The following is a 20,931-nucleotide window of genomic DNA, read 5'->3' as shown; positions in this document are numbered from 1 at the left end:
GTGAATTCCTTGGTGTTTGACCGTCCTTTTGCGTTCGATTCAGGATGTAACCTCCAGAAACGACAGCACCGCAGCCAGCGCGGCATCAGGCTGATCTCGATGCGGGCTGTGGCCGCAACCGTCAATCTCCACACTGCGCGCCTGTGGCGCGGCGGCTTCAATGGCCCGCAGTTGGGCCAGCGTGCCGTACTCGTCGCCCATGCCCTGGATCAGCAAAAGGGGCGCCTGGATCTGCCGGCACTCGGGGCGGATGTCGAACGCCGCGAAATCCGGGCTGAGCCAGACGTCGTTCCACTGCCAGAAGGCATTGTCGACATCGGCGTGGTAGCGAGCCAGGCGCTGGCGAAGCCCGCTTTCTTTGGTCGGATCGCTCTCGTAAAGCCGCCGCGCCTCTGCGATCGCCCGCAGGGCGACTTCTTCCACCACCACGTGCGGCGCCATGACCACGCAGGCCGCCACCGGATGCCGGCTTGCATGCAGCAACGCGATGGAGGCGCCGTCGGAGTGGCCGATCAACACCGGAGGTTGCGACAAACCGAGCCCCTTTACCAATAGGGGCAGGACGTTCCAGGCTTCCCTGTGCATGTAGTCGGGGCGGTGACGTCCACGGGTCCAGAAGCCATCCTGGCCTGGCGCGCCCCGCACATCGGGTATGGGATCCGATCGCCCGTAGCCGCGACGGGAATAAATCCAGCCTGCCCGCCCGCTGGCGGCGCAAAGCTCCGCAGGCCAGTCGCGCCCCTTCTGGCGCCACATGCTCACGCTGCCCAGGCCCTCGTGCAGGAACACCAGGGCCGGTCGTTCGGATGGTCCGGGGATGTGCGCCAGCTCCAGGCCGACGCCTTCAATCTCGATGCGGTTCATGAGCAGATCGTACCGACCAGGGAGCGCAGCAACCCAGCGGAATCCATGTATTCTTGCCGCCATGTCCCTGCTCTTCGATTCTTTCTGGCGCGCCGTGGCGTACTGCGTTCACCCGCGTGTGATCGCGCTGTCGATCCTGCCGCTCATCTTGTTGGTGGCGTTGTCGTTTGGCCTGGGCTACTTTTTCTGGGAGGGCGCTGTGGCATCGGTGGCCGCCTGGCTCGAAGCCTTCGGCATGGTGCAGACCTTTCTCTCCTGGCTTGAACAGGTCGGAGCCGGTTCTCTGCGCATGGTGTTCGCACCCCTGCTGGTGCTGGTGCTGGCCACCCCGCTCATTGTTTTGCTGTGCCTGTTGCTGGTCGCCATGTTCATGACGCCGGCCATGGTCGAACTGGTGGCGCAGCGGCGCTTTGCAGGGCTGGAGCGCAAGCACGGCGGGTCGCTGGTGGTCAGTGTGTTGTGGTCGCTGGGCTCCACCTTGCTGGCCGTGGTGGTGCTGGTGCTGTCCATGCCCTTGTGGCTGGTGCCGCCCCTGGTGTTGATTCTGCCGCCGCTCATCTGGGGTTGGCTCACCTACCGCGTGTTCGCCTTCGATGCGCTGGCCACCCACGCCAGCAGCGACGAGCGAAAGCTCATCATGCGCGAGCACCGGGGCACGCTGCTGCTCATGGGCGTGCTCAGTGGCTACCTCGGTGCCGCACCGAGCCTTCTGTGGGCCTCGGGCGCAATGTTCATTGCGATGGCGCCGGTGCTCGTGCCTGTGGCCATCTGGATCTACACGCTGGTGTTTGCCTTTGCCTCGCTGTGGTTTGCGCACTTCTCGCTCGCCGCATTGCAGCGCCTGCGTGCTCAGGTGCCGGCGGCTGTGCAGCCTGCCGATCGGCTGGACCCGCCGTTCACGTCGCCCTCCCTTGACGCACCCACTCCGCCTGCCCAGTTCCCCACACACCCATGACGAGCGCATTCGGCCTGATCATCGTTGGCGATGAAATCCTTTCCGGAAAACGCAGCGACAAGCACCTGCCCAAGGTGGTCGAACTGCTTTCGCAACGAGGGCTGTCGCTGACTTGGGCGCGGCTGGTGGGGGACGAACGTGTTCGCATCACTGAGACGCTGCGCGATGCATTCGCCGGGCCGGACGTGGTGTTCTGCTGCGGTGGCATCGGCGCCACGCCGGACGATCACACTCGGCAATGCGCTGCGGCCGCGCTCGGGGTGGAGCTGGCCTTGCACCCGGAAGCGAAGGTCCTCATTGAGTCGCGCATGCGCGACATGGCGGCAGAGCGGGGCGAAACCTTCGATCCCACGCGGGCCGACAACGTGCACCGCTACAACATGGGCGTCTTCCCGGTGGGCTCGCGCATCATTCAGAACCCCTACAACAAGATTCCCGGGTTCAGCTGCGATGGGCCGGGCGGCGGCACGGTGCATTTCCTGCCGGGATTTCCGGTCATGGCCTGGCCGATGATCGAATGGGTGCTCGACCACCACTACCTGCACCTCCAGCGTCAAGGTGTCTGGCTGGAACAATCGGTGATCGTGTTTGGTGCCATGGAGGCCACGCTCACCCCACTCATGGAACACATCGAGCAGGTGCATGCGGTGAAGGTGTTCAGTTTGCCGAGTGTGGACCACCCGGAGTTTGGTCGGCATATCGAGCTGGGCGTCAAAGGGTCGGCGGCGGCGGTGGCGGCTGCCTATCAGGATTTGCTCGTCGGGTTGCAGGAACACGGCGCCAGCACCGGCCCCGAAATGGTGCGTCGCTGACGCGCACCCTTCTGGATCACGAGCAATTTGTGCACTGAAATGGGGCGATCGGAGCGAAAGAGAATTGGCTTGGTGCAGTTCTTCCCTGGCGCCGCTGGTGTGTGCCCGTTGAACGACCCTTTATGGCGCATGGCCTGCGCCATAATCCTCGGCGGCAGGCGAAGCAGGGCCGGCGCCGCGTCGGCTGGTGGCACAAATACTGCTTGAATACAGCGTCGTTTCCAATTCCCAACTCACCCAGCTACAGGAGTATTTGATGGCCAAGACCGTCGCAGACGTGATGCAAATGGTGAAAGACAACGAGGTCAAGTTTGTTGACTTCCGTTTCACCGACACCCGAGGCAAAGAGCAGCACGTGACCGTGCCTGTGTCTCACTTCGACGAAGACAAGTTCACCTCGGGCCACGCGTTCGACGGCTCTTCGGTTGCTGGCTGGAAGGGCATTGAAGCCTCGGACATGCAGCTCATGCCCGACTCCAACACGGCCAACATTGATCCCTTCTTTGAAGAAACCACGCTGTTTCTGCAGTGCGATGTGATCGAGCCCGGCGACGGCAAGGCCTACGACCGCGACCCTCGCTCCATTGCCAAGCGCGCCGAGGCGTACCTGAAGGCATCCGGTCTGGGCGATACCGCCTACTTCGGGCCAGAGCCCGAGTTCTTCATTTTCGACGGTGTTCGCTGGAGCAACGAACCCGGTCGCGTGATGTGCGAGATCGAGGAATACGAAGCGCCCTGGAACAGTGGCGCCAAGCTGGAAGGTGGCAACCGTGGCCACCGTCCCACCGTCAAGGGCGGCTATTTCCCTGTTCCTCCGGTCGACAGCACGCAGGACATGCGCGCAGAAATGTCGCTGATCCTCGAATCGCTGGGCATCCCGGTTGAAGTGTTCCACCACGAAGTGGCGGGCGCCGGGCAGAACGAAATCGGCACCAAGTTCAGCACCCTCGTGGAGCGCGCCGACTGGACCCAGGTGCTCAAGTACGTGGTGTGGAACGTGGCCAACGCCTATGGCAAGACCGCGACCTTCATGCCCAAGCCTTACGCTGGCGACAACGGCAGCGGCATGCACGTGCACCAGTCGATCTGGAAAGACGGCAAAAACCTGTTCGCTGGCGACGGCTATGCCGGCCTGAGCGACTTCGCGCTGTATTACGTCGGCGGCATCATCAAGCATGCCCGCGCGCTCAATGCCATCACCAATCCCGGTACTAACTCGTACAAGCGCCTGGTGCCTGGTTTTGAAGCCCCGGTCAAGCTGGCCTATTCGGCCCGCAACCGCTCGGCTTCCATCCGCATTCCGTATGTGGCCAACCCCAAGGGCCGCCGCATTGAAGCGCGCTTCCCCGATCCTTCGGCCAACCCCTACCTGGCTTTCTCGGCACTGATGATGGCCGGCCTGGATGGCGTGGAAAACAAGATTCACCCGGGCGAAGCCGCCACCAAGGATCTCTACCACCTGCCGCCAGAAGAAGACAAGTTGGTGCCCACCGTGTGCCACAGCCTCGATCAGGCGCTGGAGTACCTCGACAAGGGCCGCGGGTTCCTGACGAAGGGCGGTGTGTTCACCGATTCGATGCTCGATGCCTACATCGAGCTCAAGATGGCTGAAGTCACGCGCTTCCGCATGGCACCTCACCCGGTCGAGTTCGACATGTACTACAGCCTCTGATCGGCCATGCCCGGCTGGCCGGGCTGGCCTCAGGCAATTTGACGAGGGACCGCACTTGCGGTCCCTTTTTCGTGGTCCTGGCGGCTCGTGGCCACCGTTCGGTCGCGGGGGCACTTTTTTGCGGCTTTTTCAGTCATACTGATTTGCGCATATTGCTCGTGCGTGTCAGCCCTCACCGTTCCCGCCGGAGTTGCCGTGTTACTGAATTCGCCTTTTCACACCATTCGCCTGCTGGCGCTCGCTGCGCTGGCGTCGGGTTCTGTCCAGGTTCAGGCCCAGGGCAGCATCTACCGCTGCGGCAACGAATACACCAACGATGCTCAGGTCGCCAAATCCAAGGGATGCACCTTGATGCAGGGCGGCAACATCACCATCGTGGAGGGCACCAAGGTTGCGCCCGCTGCACGCGCGACACCCGCTGCGTCCAGCCGCAACGGGGGTGAACGGGTGGATTCTTCCGCCCAGCGCGCTCGCGACAGCGATGCCCGCGCCATTCTGCAAGCGGAACTCCGCAAGGCAGAGGAACGCCTTGCCCAGGCGCGCAAGGAGTACGCCAACGGGGAGCCCGAGAAGCAGGGCATCGAGTCGCGCAACTACCAGCGCTACCTGGATCGCGTGGCCGAACTCAAGGCCGCAGTGGCTCGTGCCGAGAGCGACGTGGCCAGCATCCAGCGCGAGCTTTCCCGCGTCGGCGTTTCCCCCAATGCCTCGGGTTCTGCCGCAAAATAGGCGGCTTGAAAAAGACCACGCCACCCCCCCGTCTCTCTGCGGATACCCTCCGCGCCAGCTCCAAAGCCGCCAGCCAGCGCAAGCCGCTGGCAGCTTCTTCCAGGTTCCAGTCGCTCGATCTGCTGGCCACCCTCGTGGCGGTGGTCGACTCGCAAGGCGCAGTGGAGTTTGCCAATGCGGCTCTCGAAGACGCCCTCGGCATGTCAAGACGCAGCATTGCCGGTACGCGGCTGCAGGACTGTTTCACCGAGCCCCCTTTGCTGGAGAGTGCGCTGCAGGGCGCCAGTGGCAACCAATTCGCCGCATTGCGATACGACGCCTGGCTCAAACGCCTGAACCACGATGCCTTGCCCGTGCATGTGGTGGTGGCGCAAACCGACAATCCGGGCGAGGTGGTGGTGGAGTTGCTGCCGCTGGAACAGCAGGCGCGGCAGGAGCGAGAGGAGCGCCTGATCGACCAGGCGCAGGCCAACAAGGAGCTGATCCGCAACCTGGCGCACGAGATCAAGAACCCGCTCGGGGGCATTCGCGGGGCGGCACAGTTGCTGCAGATGGAGCTGGATTCGCGCGAGCTCATCGAATACACCCAGGTCATCATCCACGAGGCCGACCGCCTCCAGTCGCTCGTGGACCGCCTGCTGGCGCCGCATCGCAGGCCGCACGTGGTGGGCGACGTGAACATCCACGAGGTCTGCGAGCGGGTGCGCTCCCTCATCCTGGCCGAGTTCCCCAAGGGCCTTCGTGTGGTGCGCGACTACGACACCTCCATTCCCGAATTCCGGGGCGACCGCGAGCAGCTCATTCAGGCGGTGCTCAACATTGCCCACAACGCCGCGCAAGCGCTCGGTGACCGCATTGCAGCGGGAGACGCCCGCATCGTGTTTCGCACACGGGTGGGTCGACAGGTGACGTTTGGTAAGCAGCGCTATCGGCTGGCACTGGAATTGCATGTGATTGACAACGGGCCTGGTGTTCCAGACTCGATCAAGGACCGCATTTTCTACCCCCTGGTGTCGGGGCGCGATGGCGGATCCGGCCTGGGGCTTACGCTGGCGCAGACGTTTGTGCAGCAGCACCATGGCTTGATCGAGTGCGAGAGCGTGCCAGGGGAGACGGACTTCAAACTTCTGATCCCTTTGCCCTAGACCGATCATCGCTACACGACAGCCGAGCGCCGCGCCACAAGAAAGGGAAGACATCTACATGAAGCCGATCTGGATAGTGGACGACGATCAATCGATTCGCTTCGTGCTCGAGAAGGCGCTGTTGCGCGAGAACCTGCCCACGCGCAGTTTCACCAACCCGCAGGACGTGCTCAAGGCCTTGATGGACACGCCCGAGAGCGAAGGCCCGCAGATTCTGGTGAGCGACATCCGAATGCCGGGCGGTTCCGGCCTGGAGCTGCTGGAGCGCGTGAAGGAAAAACTGCCCGGTCTGCCCGTGATCATCATGACCGCGTTCTCCGACCTGGACAGCGCCGTGTCCGCATTTCAGGGCGGTGCGTTCGAGTACCTGCCCAAACCCTTCGACCTGCCCAAGGCGGTGGAACTCATCCACCGGGCCGTGGAGGAAAGTCAGCGCGAGGAAGTGGCCGAAGAGCGCATGACCGCCGCACCCGAAATGCTCGGCCAGGCGCCCGCCATGCAGGACGTTTTCCGAGCCATCGGCCGCCTCAGCCAGAGCCAGGTCACTGTGCTCATCACCGGCGAATCGGGCTCGGGCAAAGAGCTGGTGGCGCGTGCGCTGCACAAGCATTCGCCGCGCTCTGGCGGGCCTTTCGTGGCCATCAACACCGCGGCCATTCCCAAGGACCTGCTGGAGTCCGAGCTGTTTGGCCATGAGCGCGGCGCGTTCACCGGCGCGCAGACGATGCGGCGTGGCCGGTTCGAGCAGGCAGATGGCGGCACGCTGTTCCTCGACGAGATCGGCGACATGCCGTTCGATCTGCAGACGCGGCTGTTGCGGGTGCTGTCCGATGGGCATTTCTACCGGGTGGGAGGTCACAGTGCGGTGCGCGCCAATGTGCGTGTGATCGCTGCCACCCATCAGAATCTGGAGCAGCGCGTCAAGGAAGGTGTGTTCCGCGAAGACTTGTTCCACCGGCTCAACGTGATCCGGCTGCGCCTGCCGGCACTGCGCGAGCGGCGCGAAGACGTGCCCATGCTCACGCGCTTTTTCCTGCAGCAGAGCGCGCGCCAGCTGGGCGTGGAGCCCAAGCGCATTTCGGAGGCCGCGCTCAGGCTGCTGGGCACGTTCGATTTTCCCGGCAATGTGCGCCAGCTGGAAAACGTTTGCCATTGGCTCACGGTGATGGCTCCCGCCCAGATGGTCGAGGTCAAGGATCTGCCGCCCGAGGTATTGAGCATGGCGGGCAGCGTGGCGGCGCCCAGTGCACCTGTGCCGGCCCCTGTTGCGCCTGTGGCGCCGGTTCTTCAAACTTCGGTACCGTTACCGGAGTCGGAAATCGTGGCCGAAGCGGGCTTGGGTGCGAGCGATGTGCCTGCGGCGCTGATTTCTTCTGGAACAACGCTGACCTGGGAGACCGGGCTTCAGGCCGAGGCGCTTTCGCTGCTGGAAGAAGGTCGCACCGATGTGTGGGACGTGCTCACCCGACGTTTCGAGACGCGTCTGATTCAGACCGCGTTGACCAACACCAGAGGACGCCGCATCGAGGCGGCGCACAAGCTCGGGATCGGCCGCAACACGATCACCCGAAAAATCCAGGAGCTCAATCTAGAGTGACCACCACCGGCGCGTGGTCGCTGGGCTGAGGGTTCTTGCGCGGCGCGCGGTCGATGCTGCAGGCAGTGACTCGCTCGCGCAGAGCCTCGCTCACGAGAATGTGGTCGATGCGCAGACCTCGGTTTTTCTGAAAACCGAGCATGCGGTAGTCCCACCACGAGTAGCTTTTCTCGGGCTGCTCAAACAGGCGGTAGGCGTCCGTCAGGCCCAGCTTCAGCAGATCCTGGAAATGCTGTCGCTCTTCCACCGTGTGGTGGATCGTGTCCTTCAACCCCACCGGGTCGAAAGAGTCCCGGTCTTCCGGCGCCACGTTGAAATCGCCCAACAGCACCAGGCGCGGGTGCGCCTTCATTTCTTCTGCCAGCCAGCGGTGCAGGGCTTCGAGCCACAGCATCTTGTAGGCGAACTTCTCGGTGCCCGGGGCCTGGCCATTGACGAAGTAGCAGTTCACCAGGCGCAGCGGGCCTTCCGGCATTTCCAGCGTTGCGGCAATCACGCGCGACTGTGGATCTTCGTGGCTCGGGATGTTGCGCACCACATCGACGATCGGCGTGCGGCTGAGGATGGCCACACCGTTGTAGGTTTTCTGGCCAAAGACAGCGGCGTGGTAGCCGGCCTCCTTCAACGCATCGTGTGGAAACTTTTCATCCACCAGTTTCAGTTCCTGCAACCCCAGCGCGTCCACCGGGTTGGCCGCCAGCCAGTCCAGCACTTGCGGAAGGCGGATGGTGAGCGAATTGATGTTCCACGTCGCGAGTTTCATGCTTCAGCGTTCACGGGTGTAGGTGACGAAGGCGAATGGCAGGCCGTTGGCCGAAGTGTGTTCCTCGCGAGCGCTTTCAAGCCACTCAGGCCCGAATGTGGGCGCATGCGCGTCGCCTTCGAACGCCTGCGCAATTTCGGTGACCACGGCACTGTGCGCCAGCGGCAGCGCGGCGGCATAGATCTGCGCGCCGCCGATCACCCAGGCATCGGAGGCTTCAGCAGGGCACAGCGACAGCGCCTCTTGCAGCGAGCTCGCGCGCAAGGCGCCTTCAGCAAGCCAGGCAGGGTTGCGCGTGACGACGATGTTGGTGCGGCCAGGCAACGGACGAAATCGCGCGGGCAGCGAGTCCCAGGTCTTTCGGCCCATGATCACCGGGCAGCCCATCGTGGTCCGCTTGAAATGCGCCAGGTCTTCGGGCAGGTGCCAGGGCAACTGGTTGTCGCGGCCGATCACGCCGTTCGAGGCGCGGGCGAATATGAGGTGCAGCCGTGGAAAGCTCACACCGCCACCGGCGCCTTGATGGCAGGGTGATGCTGGTAATCCACGATCTCGAAGTCGTCGAGCTCGTAGTCGAAGATCGACGCCGGGCGGCGCTTGATGCGCAGCGTGGGGTAGGGATGCGGCGCGCGCGAGAGCTGCAGCGCCACCTGTTCCTGGTGGTTGCTGTAGATGTGGCAGTCGCCACCGGTCCAGATGAACTCGCCCACCTCCAGGTCGCACTGCTGCGCCAGCATGTGCGTGAGCAGCGCGTAGCTGGCGATGTTGAACGGTACGCCCAGAAAAATATCGGCGCTGCGCTGGTACAGCTGGCAACTGAGCTTGCCATCGGCCACGTAGAACTGGAAGAACGCGTGGCAGGGCATCAGGGCCATCTTGCCCAGATCGGCCACGTTCCAGGCGCTCACGATGATGCGGCGCGAGTCGGGGTTGGTCTTGAGCTGTTTCACCACCTCGGCGATCTGGTCGATGTGCCCACCGTCGGGTGTGGGCCAGCTGCGCCATTGCACGCCGTACACGGGGCCGAGGTCGCCGTCGTCGCGCGCCCATTCGTCCCATATCGTGCAGCCGCGCTCCTGCAGCCACTTCACGTTGGAGTCGCCGCGCAGGAACCACAGCAGCTCCACGATGATGGCTTTGGTGAACACCTTCTTGGTGGTCACCAGTGGGAAACCTTCGTTCAGGTTGAAGCGCATCTGGTGGCCGAACACGCTGGTGGTGCCGGTGCCGGTGCGGTCGGTTTTTTCCACGCCGTGCGTGAACACGTGGCGCATGAAGTCTTCGTACTGGGATCGGATGGGACGCTGGCTCATGGGGTCAGGCTGGTCTGGATGCCGGGGAAATAGGGCGAGGGCGCGGTGATGCGCTGGTCAAACGGGTGCTGCTGCATCGCAAACACTTCCTGGATGCGGCGGATGTAGCCCTGCGTTTCCGGGTAGGGCGGCACACCACGAAAACGCTCCACCGTGCCTTCGCCCGCGTTGTAGGCGGCGAGCACCAGCGGCACGTTGCCCTGGAAGTACGCCAGCAGCCATTGCAGGTAAGACAGACCGCCGCGGATGTTCTGCTCGGGGTCGAAAGGCTTGTTCACCCGGAAGCGAGCGGCGGTCTCGGGGATGAGCTGCATCAGGCCCTGGGCGTTCTTGTCGGACAGCGCGTTGACGTTGAAATTGGATTCGGCCCGAATCACGGCGAAGGCCAGACCCGGCTGGATGCCGAAGCGGGGCGCGAGCTTGTACACAATTTTCATGATGCGCTGCTCTTCGGGCGTGTTCACCAGCTCCCGATAGCGAATGGCCAGGGCCTGGGCTTCCACAGCCTCTTTTTCCTTTTGGGCCGCCTGGTCGGTGCGTCGCAGTTCGTCGCGTTCGGCCTGCACCACGCAATCGGGCTTGTCGGCCGGCACGTTCAGGCGCTTGAACATGTTCTCTGCGTGCGCGTCCCCCAGCAGCGCCGCACGGGCGTACCAGTGCGCTGCGTAACCATCGTGGCGGGGAATGCCACGACCGCTTGAGTAAAGCCAGCCCAGCTTGAAGGCGGAGTAGACGTCGCCGGCCAGCGCCGCCCGACAGTACAGCTGGACGGCGGCGTTGATGTCGCGCGCCACGCCTTCCCCTTGCTCGAGGGCCCGCGCCTGATCTTGCCAGGCCTGGCGCTCGCTCGCGTCTGCCGCGTGCACCGAAGCGGTGGCAAGGAACATCCACGCAAACATGAGGCTAATGAGGAAGCGGATTTTCATGGGCTGGCGAGAACGCGACCGGGGTTCATGAGTTGGTGCGGGTCCAGCGCCTGCTTGATGGCCCGCATGAGACCCAGCGCGACCGGGTCTTTGTAGTGCGGCAGGTGCCCCGCCTTGAGGCTGCCCACCCCGTGCTCGGCGCTGATCGAGCCATGGTAGCGCGCGACCGAGTCGAAAACCAGCGTGTTGACGCGCGTTTCCTGCTCAGCCAGGAATTTTTTGGCATCTTCGCCCTCTGGCGCCTGCACGTTGTAGTGAAGGTTGCCGTCGCCCAGATGGCCGAAGTTCACCAGACGCACGCCGGGCACTTCACGCTGCAGCAGGGCGTCGGTCTCGGCGCAGAAGGCCGGGATGGTGGAGACGGGGATGCTGATGTCGTGCTTGATGTTCAGGCCTTCCTCGGCCTGCGCCAGCGGAATGCTCTCCCGGATGTGCCAGAGGCCACGCGCCTGCGACAGGCTCTCGGCCACCACCGCATCGCTCACCAGCCCCTGGTTGAAGGCGGTTTCCAGCAGGCGCTCGAACTGATCGCGTGCGTGCGTTTCCGACTCGCTGTCGCTGTTCTCCAGCAGCACGCAGTAGGGGTTGTCGCGCCAGAGCGGCGTGCGCAGGGCGGGGAAGTGCTTGTCCACCAGGCTCAGGGCAAACTGGCCCATCACCTCGAATCCGGTGAGCCCGGCGCCCAGGTGTTTGTGGGCCAGACCCAGCAACGAGACAGCGGCGTCCAGGCTCGGCAGCGCAGCCCATGCCGTGAGCTGGGCGGCGGGCAGCGGGTAGAGCTTGAGCGTGGCGGCGGTGATCACGCCCAGTGTTCCCTCGCTGCCGATGAAAAGGTCGCGCAGGTCGTAGCCCGTGTTGTCCTTGCGAAGGCCGCTCAGGCCGTTCCACACCTCTCCTTGGGCGGTGACCACTTCCAGTCCCAGGCACAGTTCGCGCGCATTGCCGTAGCGCACCACCTGTGTGCCGCCCGCATTGGTGGCGAGGTTGCCGCCGATGGTGCAACTGCCCTCGGCGGCCAGGCTGAGGGGCAACAGGAAGCCAGCTTGCCGCGCATGCTCCTGCAAGTTTTGCAGCACACAACCTGCCTCCACCGTCAGTGTGAGATTGGCGGCGTCCAGACCGCGCACGGCGTTCAGGCGCGTGAGGCTGAGCACCACCTGCGTCCCCGTGTCGTCGGGTACCGAGCCCACCACAAGGCCGGTGTTGCCACCCTGCGGCACGATGGAAACACACGCGGCAGCGCAAGCCCGCACCACCTCGGCCACTTCGGTGGTGCTGCCAGGCCGCACCACGGCAAGCGCCCGGCCGTGGGCGCGCTTGCGCCAGTCCTGCTCCCAGGCGCTGAGGTCGGTGCCGGGGTCATTGTGGGTGAGCACCTGCGCCGGCCCCACCGCCTCCCGCAGGGCGGCCAGCAGCGCGGGCAGGTGGTCGGTCATGGTGACGCGGGAGAAGACGATGCGCTGGCGGCGTTCTGGGCAGCTGCGGTTGCGCTGGCCACATCGGCCGCCACGGCTTCCTTGCCCGCTGCGCGCAGGCGCATGCGCACATGCAGCGCACAGGCGGTGAACAGCAACACGCACAGCAGCACCTGCAGCAATGCCAGCAGGGCCGACAGGCCACTTTCGCTGCTCGCGCGCACCGCGCCTTCGGTGAAGTAGAGCCACACCAGCAGGCTCACCCAGCGGTAGGTGTACATGCGGTTCTTGAGCAGGCCGGCCAGTGGAACCGCGAGCGGCAGCACCTTCAAGGCCCACCACGATCCGCCATCGCGCAAAGGCGCCAGCCAGAGCTCCCAGGCCAGACCCAGGACGATGAGCCCGAGCAGGCTGCCGACCGCCAGCCAGCGCGTGAGGTGAACCGCCGGAGCAGTGCCAGACGATTCGGTACTGGGCATGGGGGAGGGGGAGGAAGTGGGCAGGGGCATGACAAGGCGAGCGGAAGGCGGAAGGCAGGTGGCATGATACCGGGATGACCCTGACCGAGCGCCTCCGGGCCGTCGAGACCCTGGCCCGCGCGCTGTGGCGCGACGCCCTCAATTTCCCGTGGGCGAACACGGCCATTACGCTGCGCGAGCGCTTTCGCGAAGACCGCCTGGGCATCACCGCCAGCAGCCTGACCTTCACCACCACCATCTCGCTGGTGCCGCTGTTCACCGTGGCGCTGGCGATCTTCAGCGCTTTCCCGATGTTCGACCGGTTGCAGGTCACGCTTCAGCGCTGGCTGGTGCAAAGCCTGGTGCCACCCGACATTGCCAAGCAGGTGCTGAGCTACCTCAACCAGTTCGCCGGCAAGGCTGGGCAGATGGGCTGGGCCGGTGCGCTGGTGCTGCTGGTGACCGCTCTGGCGCTCATCCTCACCATCGACCGCAAACTCAACGACATCTGGCGCGTGCGGCAACCGCGTCCGCTCACCCAGCGCATCCTGGTGTACTGGGCGGTGCTCACGCTCGGGCCGCTGCTGCTGGCGGGCAGCCTGACCGTGACTTCGGTGATCGTGAGCGCCTCCAGTGGCGTGGTCTCAGCGTTGCCGGGGGGCGTGCGTCTGTTGCTGGAGTCGGTGCAACTGGCGCTGCTCACCTTCGGCATTGCTGCCCTCTACCGTTATGTGCCCAACACGCGCGTGCGCTGGAGCCATGCGCTGCTGGGGGCCTTGTTCGTGGCTGCGGGGCTCGAGGTGGCCAAGAAGCTGCTCGCCTGGTACCTGGCGCAGGTGCCCACCTATTCCGTGGTCTATGGCACCTTTGCAACGGTGCCCATCTTGCTGGTGTGGTTCTACGTGGCCTGGGTCATCGTGCTGCTGGGCGCGGTGGTGGCTGCCTACCTGCCCAGCCTGCTGTCAGGCATTGCACGGCGCGGCGATTCCCCGGGCTGGAGCTTTCAGCTCGCGCTGGAACTGCTGTACCAGTTGTACGCGGCGCGCGATGCCGAGCCCAAGGGGCTGAGTCTGCAGGCGCTGTCTCAGGTGTTGAGGGTGGACCCTCTGCAACTCGAAGAACCGGTGGCTGCACTGGTTGCGCTGGACTGGCTGGGTCGCCTGGACGAGGACGCCGAGCGCTATGTGCTTCTGGTCGATCCCCTGGTCACCCCGATGGCGGCGCTGGTGGAGCGGCTGCTGCTCCCGCAGCAGCCGCACACCGAACGCTTCTGGTACGAAAGCCACTGGGCACGCATGACCCTGGCTCAAGCGCTAGCGCGGTGAATCCACGCTGAAAGGCGCCTGCAGGAAACCGCGAAAGCGCGCCCTTCCGCCACGCACGGGGGGCTGGGTCAGGCGGTAGTTCGGAAAGCGCAGCAGGAAACGCCCAATGGCGATGCGCCCTTCGAGCCGTGCCAGGCTCAAGCCTGCGCATTGGTGGATGCCGAATCCGAACGCCAGGTGTTTGTTGCCCTCGCGCGCGAGGTCCAGCGTTTCGGGGTCGACGAACTGTGCCGGGTCGCGGTTGGCCGCGCCGATGCACAGCGTGACCAGCGTGCCGGCGGGAAGGCTCACGCCACCCACCTGCGTGTCGCGCAGCACGCGGCGGTTGCCGAGTTGGTTAGAAGACTCGAAACGAAGAAATTCATCCACCGCACGGCTGAGCACCACTTCTTGCACGGCCTCGTCGCCTTGGGTCTGCGCCAGCGCCTGCAACAGCCAGGCTTTGGCCTTCGGGTGTTCCTGCAGCGAAATCAGGCCATTGCCGATCAGGTTGGTGGTGGTTTCATGCCCGGCGTTGAGCAGGAAGATGCAGTTCTGCAGCAGCTCCACTTCGCTCAATTGCTCGCCTCCGGCCTCTCCCTGAATCAGCCGGGTGAGCACGTCGCGATCCGGGTCCCCGGGCCTTTTTCTTCGAGCCGCCACCAACGTGCGCAGGTAGGCCAGCATGTCGGTCACGCTCTGGTTGCCCAAGGCCTGCTGCTCGGGTTTGAGGGTCGGTTCCAGCGCACCCAGAATTGCGAGCGACCAGGCCCGCAGGGGGCCTCGGTCGGCGTGTGGGATGTCCAGCAGGTTGCCGATGATCTCGACGGGAATGGCTGAGGCAAAGTCCTCGATCAGGTCGCCGCCGCCACGCGCCTGCAGCTCATCAAGCAGGCTGTCGACGAGTGCGACGAGCCCGGGTTCCATTTCAGCAATGGCGCGCCGTGTGAGCGCGCCCATGATCAGGCGGCGCACCCTTGTGTGCAGCGGCGGGTCGTTGAAGACGAGGCTGGTGGTGTGGTGCTCGAACAGCGGCGAGCCGGTACCGTATTTGGGTGCGAATTCGACCTGCTTGTCCGAACTGAACGAAGACGCATCGCGGTACACCGCCATGAGATCGGCGCAACGGGTCAGGAAGACCGAGCCGTCGGGCATGCGACGCAGGGGCTCGGTCTCGCGCAGCGCGGCGTAAACCGGATACGGGTTGGCGAGAAAATCGGGCGTCAGGGCGCGCAAGTCGAATTGCTGCGCGATGGCAAGCGCGCGCTCGCGGCTCATGGCGGGGGTGATGGACTCGATCATGGAACCGGCTGCGTGCGTGTCAGCGGCGCAGGAAATCGTGGATGGCCTTCAGCGTGGCTTCTGGGGTTTCCGTCATCTGGTAGTGGCCCACGGGCAGGTTCAGGGTGGTAACGGCCTTGCCCGCTTCGCGTCCGGCCAGCACCAGGGCCTGCGCGGCCTTCGGTTGCGTCATCTGATCTTGCGCTCCCAGCAGGAACAACACCGGGCAGGTGATGGCGCGGATGGCCGCGTCGCCGCCCGCGTAGCTGTCGCAGGCCACGAAACCGCGGTGGAAAACGTTCACTTTCGCATTGCTTCGGATCACTCGGCGGTTCAACGCCAGGCTGGAGCCGTACACCCAGGTGCCAGGACCGTGCGCGGAGGGTGGCGCCGCCAGCGTGCTGCGCGAAAACACGTTGATCAACTTCAAGCCCTTCTCAGTGTCGTTGAGCGCGGCATCGATCAGCGCGGGGGAAACTTTCATGGGGAATGCCGTGCCCACCAGAGCCAGGTGGCTCACACGCTCGCGCAGCCGAGCTGCGGCCTCCAGCGCAATGAGCGATCCCCAGCTGTGGCCCACCAGGGCTGCTTTCTGAACCTTGACCGCGTCAAGCAACGCGACGATGAATTCCGCACCCGCCTCGACCGTTGCCGGGGCTTCGCCTTCACTCCTGCAATGACCGGGCAGATCCACCGCAAGGACGTTCCAGCCGTGGTGAGCCAGGTAGCGGCTTTGCAGAGTCCACACGCTGTGGTCGTACACCACGCCGTGGATGAACACGACGGTAGGCTTGGCGGCATCGAAGGGCTTTCCGCCGGTGTAGCAGTAGGTGGAGGCGCCGTTGACCATGAGTTCCATGTTCAGGCCCCCGCTTTCTCGGCTGCCTTGAGCGCGCGTTTCAAATCGTCGATCAGGTCGTCCGGGTCTTCCAGCCCGATCGAAAGGCGGATCGTGCCCGGGCCGATGCCGCCGGCGGCCAGTGCCTCGTCGCTCATGCGGAAGTGCGTGGTGCTGGCGGGGTGGATCACCAAAGAGCGGCAGTCGCCCACATTGGCCAGGTGGCTGAAGAGCTTGAGCGCTTCAATGAACGCCTTGCCTTGCTCGCGCGAACCTTTGATGTCGAAGCTGAACACCGAACCCGCGCCCCTGGCGCCGAAGCGCAGCAGCTTTTCCGCCAAAGCGTGGCTGGGGTGGGATTCGAGCAACGGGTGGCCCACGCGGCTCACCAGTGGGTGGCTGGCGAGAAACTGCACCACCTTTTCGGTGTTGGACATGTGGCGGTCCATGCGCAGCGAGAGCGTTTCGATTCCCTGCAGGATCAGCCACGCGCTGTGCGGGCTCATGCAGGCGCCGAAATCTCGCAGGCCTTCGCGGCGCGCGCGCAGCAGGAAAGCGCCCACCGTGCTTTCTTCGCTGAAGACCATGTTGTGGAAACCTTCGTAGGGCTCGGTGAGTTCCGGAAACCGGCCTGACTTTTCCCAGTCGAAACTGCCCGCGTCCACCACCACACCACCGATCACCGTGCCATGGCCACTCAGAAACTTGGTGGCCGAGTGGTAGACGATGTCTGCGCCCAGCCCGAACGGTTTGATGAGGTAGGGCGTGGTGAGGGTCGAATCCACCAGCAGCGGAACGCCGGCCTCGTGCGCCATCTGCGAAATGGTGGGAATGTCCAGCACGTCCAGCCCGGGGTTACCCACGGTTTCGCCGAAAAACAGCTTGGTGTTAGGTCGCACGGCGGCGCGCCAGCCGTCGATGTCCCCGGGCTTCACGAACGTCGTCTCGATGCCAAAGCGGCGCATGGTGTAGTGCAGCAGGTTCTGGCTGCCGCCGTACAGGGCGGTGCTCGCCACGATGTGTGAGCCCGCGCCCATGAGTGTGGCCACGGCGAGATGCAGCGCGGCCTGGCCGCTGGCGGTGGCGATGGCGCCTATGCCGCCTTCGAGTGCGGCCATGCGCTGTTCGAACACCGCGTTGGTCGGGTTGCTGATGCGGCTGTACACGTGGCCGGCACGTTCCAGGTTGAAAAGCGCGGCGGCGTGGTCGCTGGATTCGAAGACAAAGGAGGTGGTCAGGTGGATCGGCACCGCACGAGCGCCGGTGGTGGGGTCGGGCGCGGCGCCGGCGTGCAGCGCCAAGGTATCGAAGCCGGGGTCTGAGTATCCGGGCATGGGTGTCTCCTGAGGGTTGTCTGTGTGCCTGCTCTGGGGCGGCACGCAGTGGTTTTGCCCGGTATTGTGGGCTATATTGCAAGCACGCCGGCCCGACTGGCGCCAACTACAGACAGCGTTTAGCCGAGGAACAATGCCATGAAAGTCAGCGACATCCTGCGCCTGAAAGGCGGCACGCTCTACACCATCCAGCCCGAAGAATCCCTGGAGCGAGCGGTGGACACCATGTCCCAGTTCGACATCGGCTCTCTGGCCGTGATGGACCACGGTGACCTGGTGGGCATGCTCACCTTTCGGGAAGTGATCCACACGCTGGCGAAGAGCGGCGGGACGCTGGGCGGCAGGACCGTGCGCACGGTGATGGACGACCACCCGATGAGCTGCACCCCCGAAACCGAGCTGGACCAGGTGCGCCCCATGATGCTGGAGCGACACACGCGATACATGCCGGTGATGGACGCCAAGATGCTCATGGGCGTGATCAGCTTCTACGATGTGGCCAAGGCGGTGGTGGACAGCCAGAACTTCGAAAACCAGATGCTCAAGGCCTACATCCGCGACTGGCCGCAGGAAGAACAAGGCAGCAAGAACGAGCCGAACTTTCCCTGAATTCGGTTCAACCGGTCACGAAAAACGCCCCGCTGTCGGGGCGTTTTTCATGCGGTGCTCGCGTGGATCATGTCCCTGACACGCGGATAGATCTGCTGGTTCCAGCGCCGGCCGCTGAACACACCGTAGTGGCCCACCCCAGTCTGTACGTGGTGGGTCTTCATGTAGGGGCGCACGCTGCTGCACAGGTCCTGCGCCGCCACGGTCTGGCCGATCGAGCAGATGTCGTCCCGCTCGCCTTCCACGGTCATGAGGGCGGTGCGGCGGATGGCGGCCGGGTTCACCGTGCGGCCATTCCACGTGAGCACACCGCGCGGCAGGTCGTAGGTCTGGAACACTTTCTCCACTGTCTCCAGGTAGAACTCGGCCGGCAAGTCGTTGACCGCAAGGTATTCCTCGTAAAACTCCTGGATCACGCCGGCTTCTTCGGTTCGTCCAGCCAGCAGGTGGTCGTAAATGTTGCGGAAAGATTGCTTGTGCCGGTCCGGGTTCATGCTCATGAAGGCCGTCAGCTGAACGAAGCCGGGATACACGCGGCGCATGACGCCGGCGTGCGGAAACGGGACATGGCTGATGAGGTTTTTCTCGAACCACTCAATGGGCTTGCTCGTGGCGAGCAGGTTGACTCCGCTGGGGTTCACCCGGCAATCCACCGGGCCGGCCATCAGGGTGAGGCTGCGTGGCTGAGCGGGGTTGTCGTCTTCGGCCATGATGGCCGTGGCGGCCAGTGCGGCCACGCAAGGCTGGCACACCGCCACCATGTGGCTGCCCGGGCCCACGGCCTCGGTGAAGCGGATCATGTAGGTGATGTAGTCGTCGAGCGAAAAGCCGCCGTGGCGCAACGACACGTCGCGCGCGTTGTGCCAGTCGGTGATGTAGACATCGTGGTCCTGCAGCAGCGTGCGCGCCGTCTCGCGGAGCAGCGTGGCGAAGTGGCCAGACAGCGGGGCCACCAGAATCACCTTGGGCTGCGGCTCGCAGCCTTCCTTGCGAAAGCGCAGCAGGGTGCCGAAGGGCAGAGTGAGCACGGCTTCCTCGGTCACCGCGTAGTCGCGCTCGCCCACCGTGATCTGGTCAATTTTGTACGGTGGTCGCGAGTGCGTGAGGCGCATGCGCGAGATCACGTCGCAGGCGGCAGCCACCTTGCGCATCAGTGAGCCTTCGGTCTCCTTCAGCCAGAGCGACGCGCTGAAATGCTGAGCCATGAGGCGCAGTGGCGAGATCAGGTCGGACTGGAGTTGATAGGCCTGATACATCATGTTGCTTTCCTGGGGGGAACGTGCGCGTTGTGCAGGCAAGTTGTGGGCCACCTTGTATCGCACCGCGCCGGTGCGCACCGAAGGCACCGAGGTGGCACAGCCCTTGCTCTGTTTGGTGCCCAAGAGGAGCGTTCCATGGCCAAAGCGGTACTTACGATCAGCAGCAAGAACTACGGTGCCTGGGCCTTGCGAGGCTGGCTCATGGCCCGTCTGGCCAAGCTGGAATTCACCGAAAAGGTGATTTCTCCGGACGATCCCGCGATGAAGGCGGAGATGCTCCTGCTTTCTGCCTCCATGCGCGTGCCGGCGCTGGAGCACGACGGCATCCACGTTTGGGACACGCTGGCGATTGGTGAGTACCTCAATGAAATCAAGCCCAAGGCCGGCTTGCTGCCGGCTGATCGGGCTGCGCGGGCCCATTGCCGCGCGATCTGTGGCGAGATGCACTCGGGCTTTTCGTCCATGCGCTCCTCGCTGCCGATGAACATCAAGGCATCGTTTCCAGGCTTCAAGCTGTGGTCTCGAGCGCGCACCGACATCGACCGCGTCGAAGCGATCTGGACCGAATGCCTGGCCACCTATGGCGGGCCGTATCTGTTTGGCGCAAAGCCCTGCATTGCAGACGCGATGTTCGCGCCGGTGGTGACGCGATTCATCACCTACGAAGTGGAAATCTCAGAGGCCTGCGTGGCTTACTGCGACACCATCATGGCCTTGCCGGCGATGAAAGAGTGGGTGGCGGCAGCCGAGCTGGAGCCTGACGATATTGATGAACTGGACGCTGAGTTCTAGTTCCAGTTCACCGGGCTGCACCTCGCGGGATTGGGCACCAGGGCGCTCTGCTCCGCGAATGTCCTCCGGCGGCTGGAGGCCGCCTCCCCCTTTATTTCGCTGCGCAGAACGCCCTGGTGCCCAATCCGAAGCAGTGAATGGGTGAACCTCCGTTTGCGTGCCCACGCGCTGGCAGGAATGGGAGTTCGGGTACTCGACGCAGCGAAATAAAGGGGGAGGACGGCGAAGCCGGCCGGAGGACATTCGCGAAGTCGAGTACCCGAACTCCCATTCCCCCTACAAAAAACCTAAACCCAGGGAGTCGGTTTCGGAATCTCGCAAACCGGCTCGACCGGCACCGACTTGAAATCCGCTGGCGAAACGATTTCCAGATATTCCATGTCGGACGAATAGTCGAACAGGTAGTGGCGGATGCCAGGGCGCTGGTGCACCACGTCGCCGGCCTCGACGAGCGTGACTTGTTCTTCGTACATGAACTTGGCCCAGCCCTTGATCATGATGACGATCTGGAAGTCGGCCTCATGGATGTGCCAGCCGGTGCCGCCGTCGGGTGGCTCGTTGGCTTTCACCAGGTGTGCGATCACCTTGCCGTGGGTGGCTGCGGCGATGCCCAGGTCGCGGTAGAGGAAGAAGTCGCGAAGGCCGCCGCGCACAAACTCGGTATCGCCGGGCTTGACATGGGAGAACAGCGTGGAGGTTCTGTCGAGCATGGGAGCGCCCCTTTCTGGTGTTTCACAGCGATGATCTGCTGCGCCGCAGCATGAAGCACGAAGTGTTCCTGTTCCGTTCGCGCCTGTCCGGATCCAGAACAGGTCCGGTCACGCACCAGACTGGCTCAAGGGCGCACCAGCCTGCCTCGGGGATA

The 20,931-nt window shown here is 64.2% G+C and carries 21 protein-coding genes; 9 read left to right on the top strand and 12 right to left on the bottom strand.

What is annotated here, in order from left to right:
• Window positions 1–39: 39 nt before the first annotated feature.
• Entirely contained in the window at window positions 40–864 is an 825-nt protein-coding gene (locus tag CAP37_RS11565) for an alpha/beta fold hydrolase (protein WP_086124292.1), read from the bottom strand.
• Window positions 865–925: 61 nt separating this feature from the next.
• Here CAP37_RS11565 and CAP37_RS11560 point away from each other — a divergent pair, with 61 nt between their 5' ends.
• From CAP37_RS11560 to ntrC, 6 genes are all read left to right on the top strand, one after another.
• Window positions 926–1,819 carry an EI24 domain-containing protein gene (locus tag CAP37_RS11560; RefSeq protein ID WP_086124291.1) on the top strand — a complete coding sequence of 298 codons (894 nt, stop codon included), beginning with the start codon at window positions 926–928 and terminating at the stop codon, window positions 1,817–1,819.
• On the top strand, window positions 1,816–2,631 hold the full coding sequence (locus tag CAP37_RS11555; RefSeq protein WP_086124290.1) for a molybdopterin-binding protein: 816 nt from the start codon (window positions 1,816–1,818) through the stop codon (window positions 2,629–2,631). The genes CAP37_RS11560 and CAP37_RS11555 overlap by 4 nt, the downstream gene beginning before the upstream one ends.
• 256 nt (window positions 2,632–2,887) lie before the next feature.
• Window positions 2,888–4,303, top strand: a complete 1,416-nt coding sequence (gene glnA / locus CAP37_RS11550; protein WP_086124289.1) for a type I glutamate--ammonia ligase — start codon at window positions 2,888–2,890, stop codon at window positions 4,301–4,303.
• Between the two features lie 195 nt (window positions 4,304–4,498).
• Window positions 4,499–5,032 (top strand): hypothetical protein, encoded by a 534-nt coding sequence (locus CAP37_RS11545; RefSeq protein ID WP_256926943.1) that lies wholly within the window; start codon window positions 4,499–4,501, stop codon window positions 5,030–5,032.
• Window positions 5,029–6,177, top strand: coding sequence for a nitrogen regulation protein NR(II) (glnL, locus tag CAP37_RS11540; RefSeq protein WP_373271090.1), 1,149 nt, complete (start codon window positions 5,029–5,031; stop codon window positions 6,175–6,177). The genes CAP37_RS11545 and glnL overlap by 4 nt, the downstream gene beginning before the upstream one ends.
• Window positions 6,178–6,235: 58 nt before the next feature.
• Complete coding sequence (ntrC, locus tag CAP37_RS11535; RefSeq protein ID WP_086124288.1) at window positions 6,236–7,774, top strand: nitrogen regulation protein NR(I); 1,539 nt, start codon at window positions 6,236–6,238, stop codon at window positions 7,772–7,774.
• On the opposite strand, the gene xth is transcribed toward ntrC, so the two are convergent.
• From xth to CAP37_RS11505, 6 genes are read right to left on the bottom strand one after another with little or no spacing between them, the layout of a single operon-like run.
• Window positions 7,761–8,537, bottom strand: coding sequence for an exodeoxyribonuclease III (gene xth, locus CAP37_RS11530; protein ID WP_086124287.1), 777 nt, complete (start codon window positions 8,535–8,537; stop codon window positions 7,761–7,763). The genes ntrC and xth overlap by 14 nt on opposite strands.
• A gap of 3 nt (window positions 8,538–8,540) precedes the next feature.
• A complete protein-coding gene (locus tag CAP37_RS11525; RefSeq protein WP_086124286.1) occupies window positions 8,541–9,041 on the bottom strand; it encodes a dihydrofolate reductase in 501 nt (166 codons plus the stop codon).
• Window positions 9,038–9,850 (bottom strand): thymidylate synthase, encoded by an 813-nt coding sequence (locus tag CAP37_RS11520; RefSeq protein WP_086124285.1) that lies wholly within the window; start codon window positions 9,848–9,850, stop codon window positions 9,038–9,040. Before CAP37_RS11520 ends, CAP37_RS11525 begins: the two co-directional genes overlap by 4 nt.
• Window positions 9,847–10,776, bottom strand: a complete 930-nt coding sequence (locus tag CAP37_RS11515; RefSeq protein WP_086124284.1) for a lytic transglycosylase domain-containing protein — start codon at window positions 10,774–10,776, stop codon at window positions 9,847–9,849. The genes CAP37_RS11520 and CAP37_RS11515 overlap by 4 nt, the downstream gene beginning before the upstream one ends.
• Window positions 10,773–12,212, bottom strand: a complete 1,440-nt coding sequence (locus tag CAP37_RS11510) for an FAD-binding oxidoreductase (RefSeq protein WP_086124283.1) — start codon at window positions 12,210–12,212, stop codon at window positions 10,773–10,775. The genes CAP37_RS11515 and CAP37_RS11510 overlap by 4 nt, the downstream gene beginning before the upstream one ends.
• Entirely contained in the window at window positions 12,209–12,670 is a 462-nt protein-coding gene (locus tag CAP37_RS11505; protein ID WP_256926942.1) for a DUF2069 domain-containing protein, read from the bottom strand. Before CAP37_RS11505 ends, CAP37_RS11510 begins: the two co-directional genes overlap by 4 nt.
• Before the next feature lie 74 nt (window positions 12,671–12,744).
• Between CAP37_RS11505 and CAP37_RS11500 the strand changes: the two genes are divergently transcribed.
• Window positions 12,745–13,974, top strand: coding sequence for a YihY family inner membrane protein (locus tag CAP37_RS11500; RefSeq protein ID WP_086124281.1), 1,230 nt, complete (start codon window positions 12,745–12,747; stop codon window positions 13,972–13,974).
• Here the strand turns inward: CAP37_RS11500 and CAP37_RS11495 are convergent.
• Genes CAP37_RS11495 through CAP37_RS11485 form a run of 3 tightly spaced genes read right to left on the bottom strand, consistent with a single transcriptional unit; the run spans window position 13,963 to window position 17,406 of the window.
• Window positions 13,963–15,255: a cytochrome P450 gene (locus CAP37_RS11495; protein ID WP_256926941.1), complete on the bottom strand. Its 1,293-nt coding sequence runs from the start codon at window positions 15,253–15,255 to the stop codon at window positions 13,963–13,965. The two genes, CAP37_RS11500 and CAP37_RS11495, sit on opposite strands and share 12 nt — an antisense overlap.
• A gap of 19 nt (window positions 15,256–15,274) precedes the next feature.
• The gene (locus CAP37_RS11490) at window positions 15,275–16,093 is read right to left on the bottom strand and encodes an alpha/beta fold hydrolase (RefSeq protein ID WP_086124280.1); all 819 of its coding nucleotides are present in this window, start codon (window positions 16,091–16,093) and stop codon (window positions 15,275–15,277) included.
• Between the two features lie 2 nt (window positions 16,094–16,095).
• Complete coding sequence (locus tag CAP37_RS11485; RefSeq protein WP_086124279.1) at window positions 16,096–17,406, bottom strand: O-acetylhomoserine aminocarboxypropyltransferase; 1,311 nt, start codon at window positions 17,404–17,406, stop codon at window positions 16,096–16,098.
• Window positions 17,407–17,544: 138 nt separating this feature from the next.
• Between CAP37_RS11485 and CAP37_RS11480 the strand changes: the two genes are divergently transcribed.
• Window positions 17,545–18,015, top strand: a complete 471-nt coding sequence (locus CAP37_RS11480; RefSeq protein WP_086124278.1) for a CBS domain-containing protein — start codon at window positions 17,545–17,547, stop codon at window positions 18,013–18,015.
• A gap of 47 nt (window positions 18,016–18,062) precedes the next feature.
• Here CAP37_RS11480 and CAP37_RS11475 read toward each other — a convergent pair whose 3' ends face one another.
• The gene (locus CAP37_RS11475; protein ID WP_086124958.1) at window positions 18,063–19,274 is read right to left on the bottom strand and encodes a polyhydroxyalkanoate depolymerase; all 1,212 of its coding nucleotides are present in this window, start codon (window positions 19,272–19,274) and stop codon (window positions 18,063–18,065) included.
• 135 nt (window positions 19,275–19,409) lie between these two features.
• Here CAP37_RS11475 and CAP37_RS11470 point away from each other — a divergent pair, with 135 nt between their 5' ends.
• Complete coding sequence (locus tag CAP37_RS11470) at window positions 19,410–20,066, top strand: glutathione S-transferase (RefSeq protein WP_086124277.1); 657 nt, start codon at window positions 19,410–19,412, stop codon at window positions 20,064–20,066.
• 287 nt (window positions 20,067–20,353) lie between these two features.
• Here the strand turns inward: CAP37_RS11470 and CAP37_RS11465 are convergent, their stop codons facing one another.
• Window positions 20,354–20,776 carry a cupin domain-containing protein gene (locus CAP37_RS11465; RefSeq protein ID WP_086124276.1) on the bottom strand — a complete coding sequence of 141 codons (423 nt, stop codon included), beginning with the start codon at window positions 20,774–20,776 and terminating at the stop codon, window positions 20,354–20,356.
• Between the last annotated feature and the right edge of the window lie 155 nt (window positions 20,777–20,931).

This window comes from Hydrogenophaga sp. IBVHS1 (assembly GCF_002127265.1).
Taxonomy (GTDB): Bacteria; Pseudomonadota; Gammaproteobacteria; order Burkholderiales; family Burkholderiaceae_C; genus Hydrogenophaga.
This window is presented reverse-complemented; position numbering and strand designations above follow the sequence as displayed.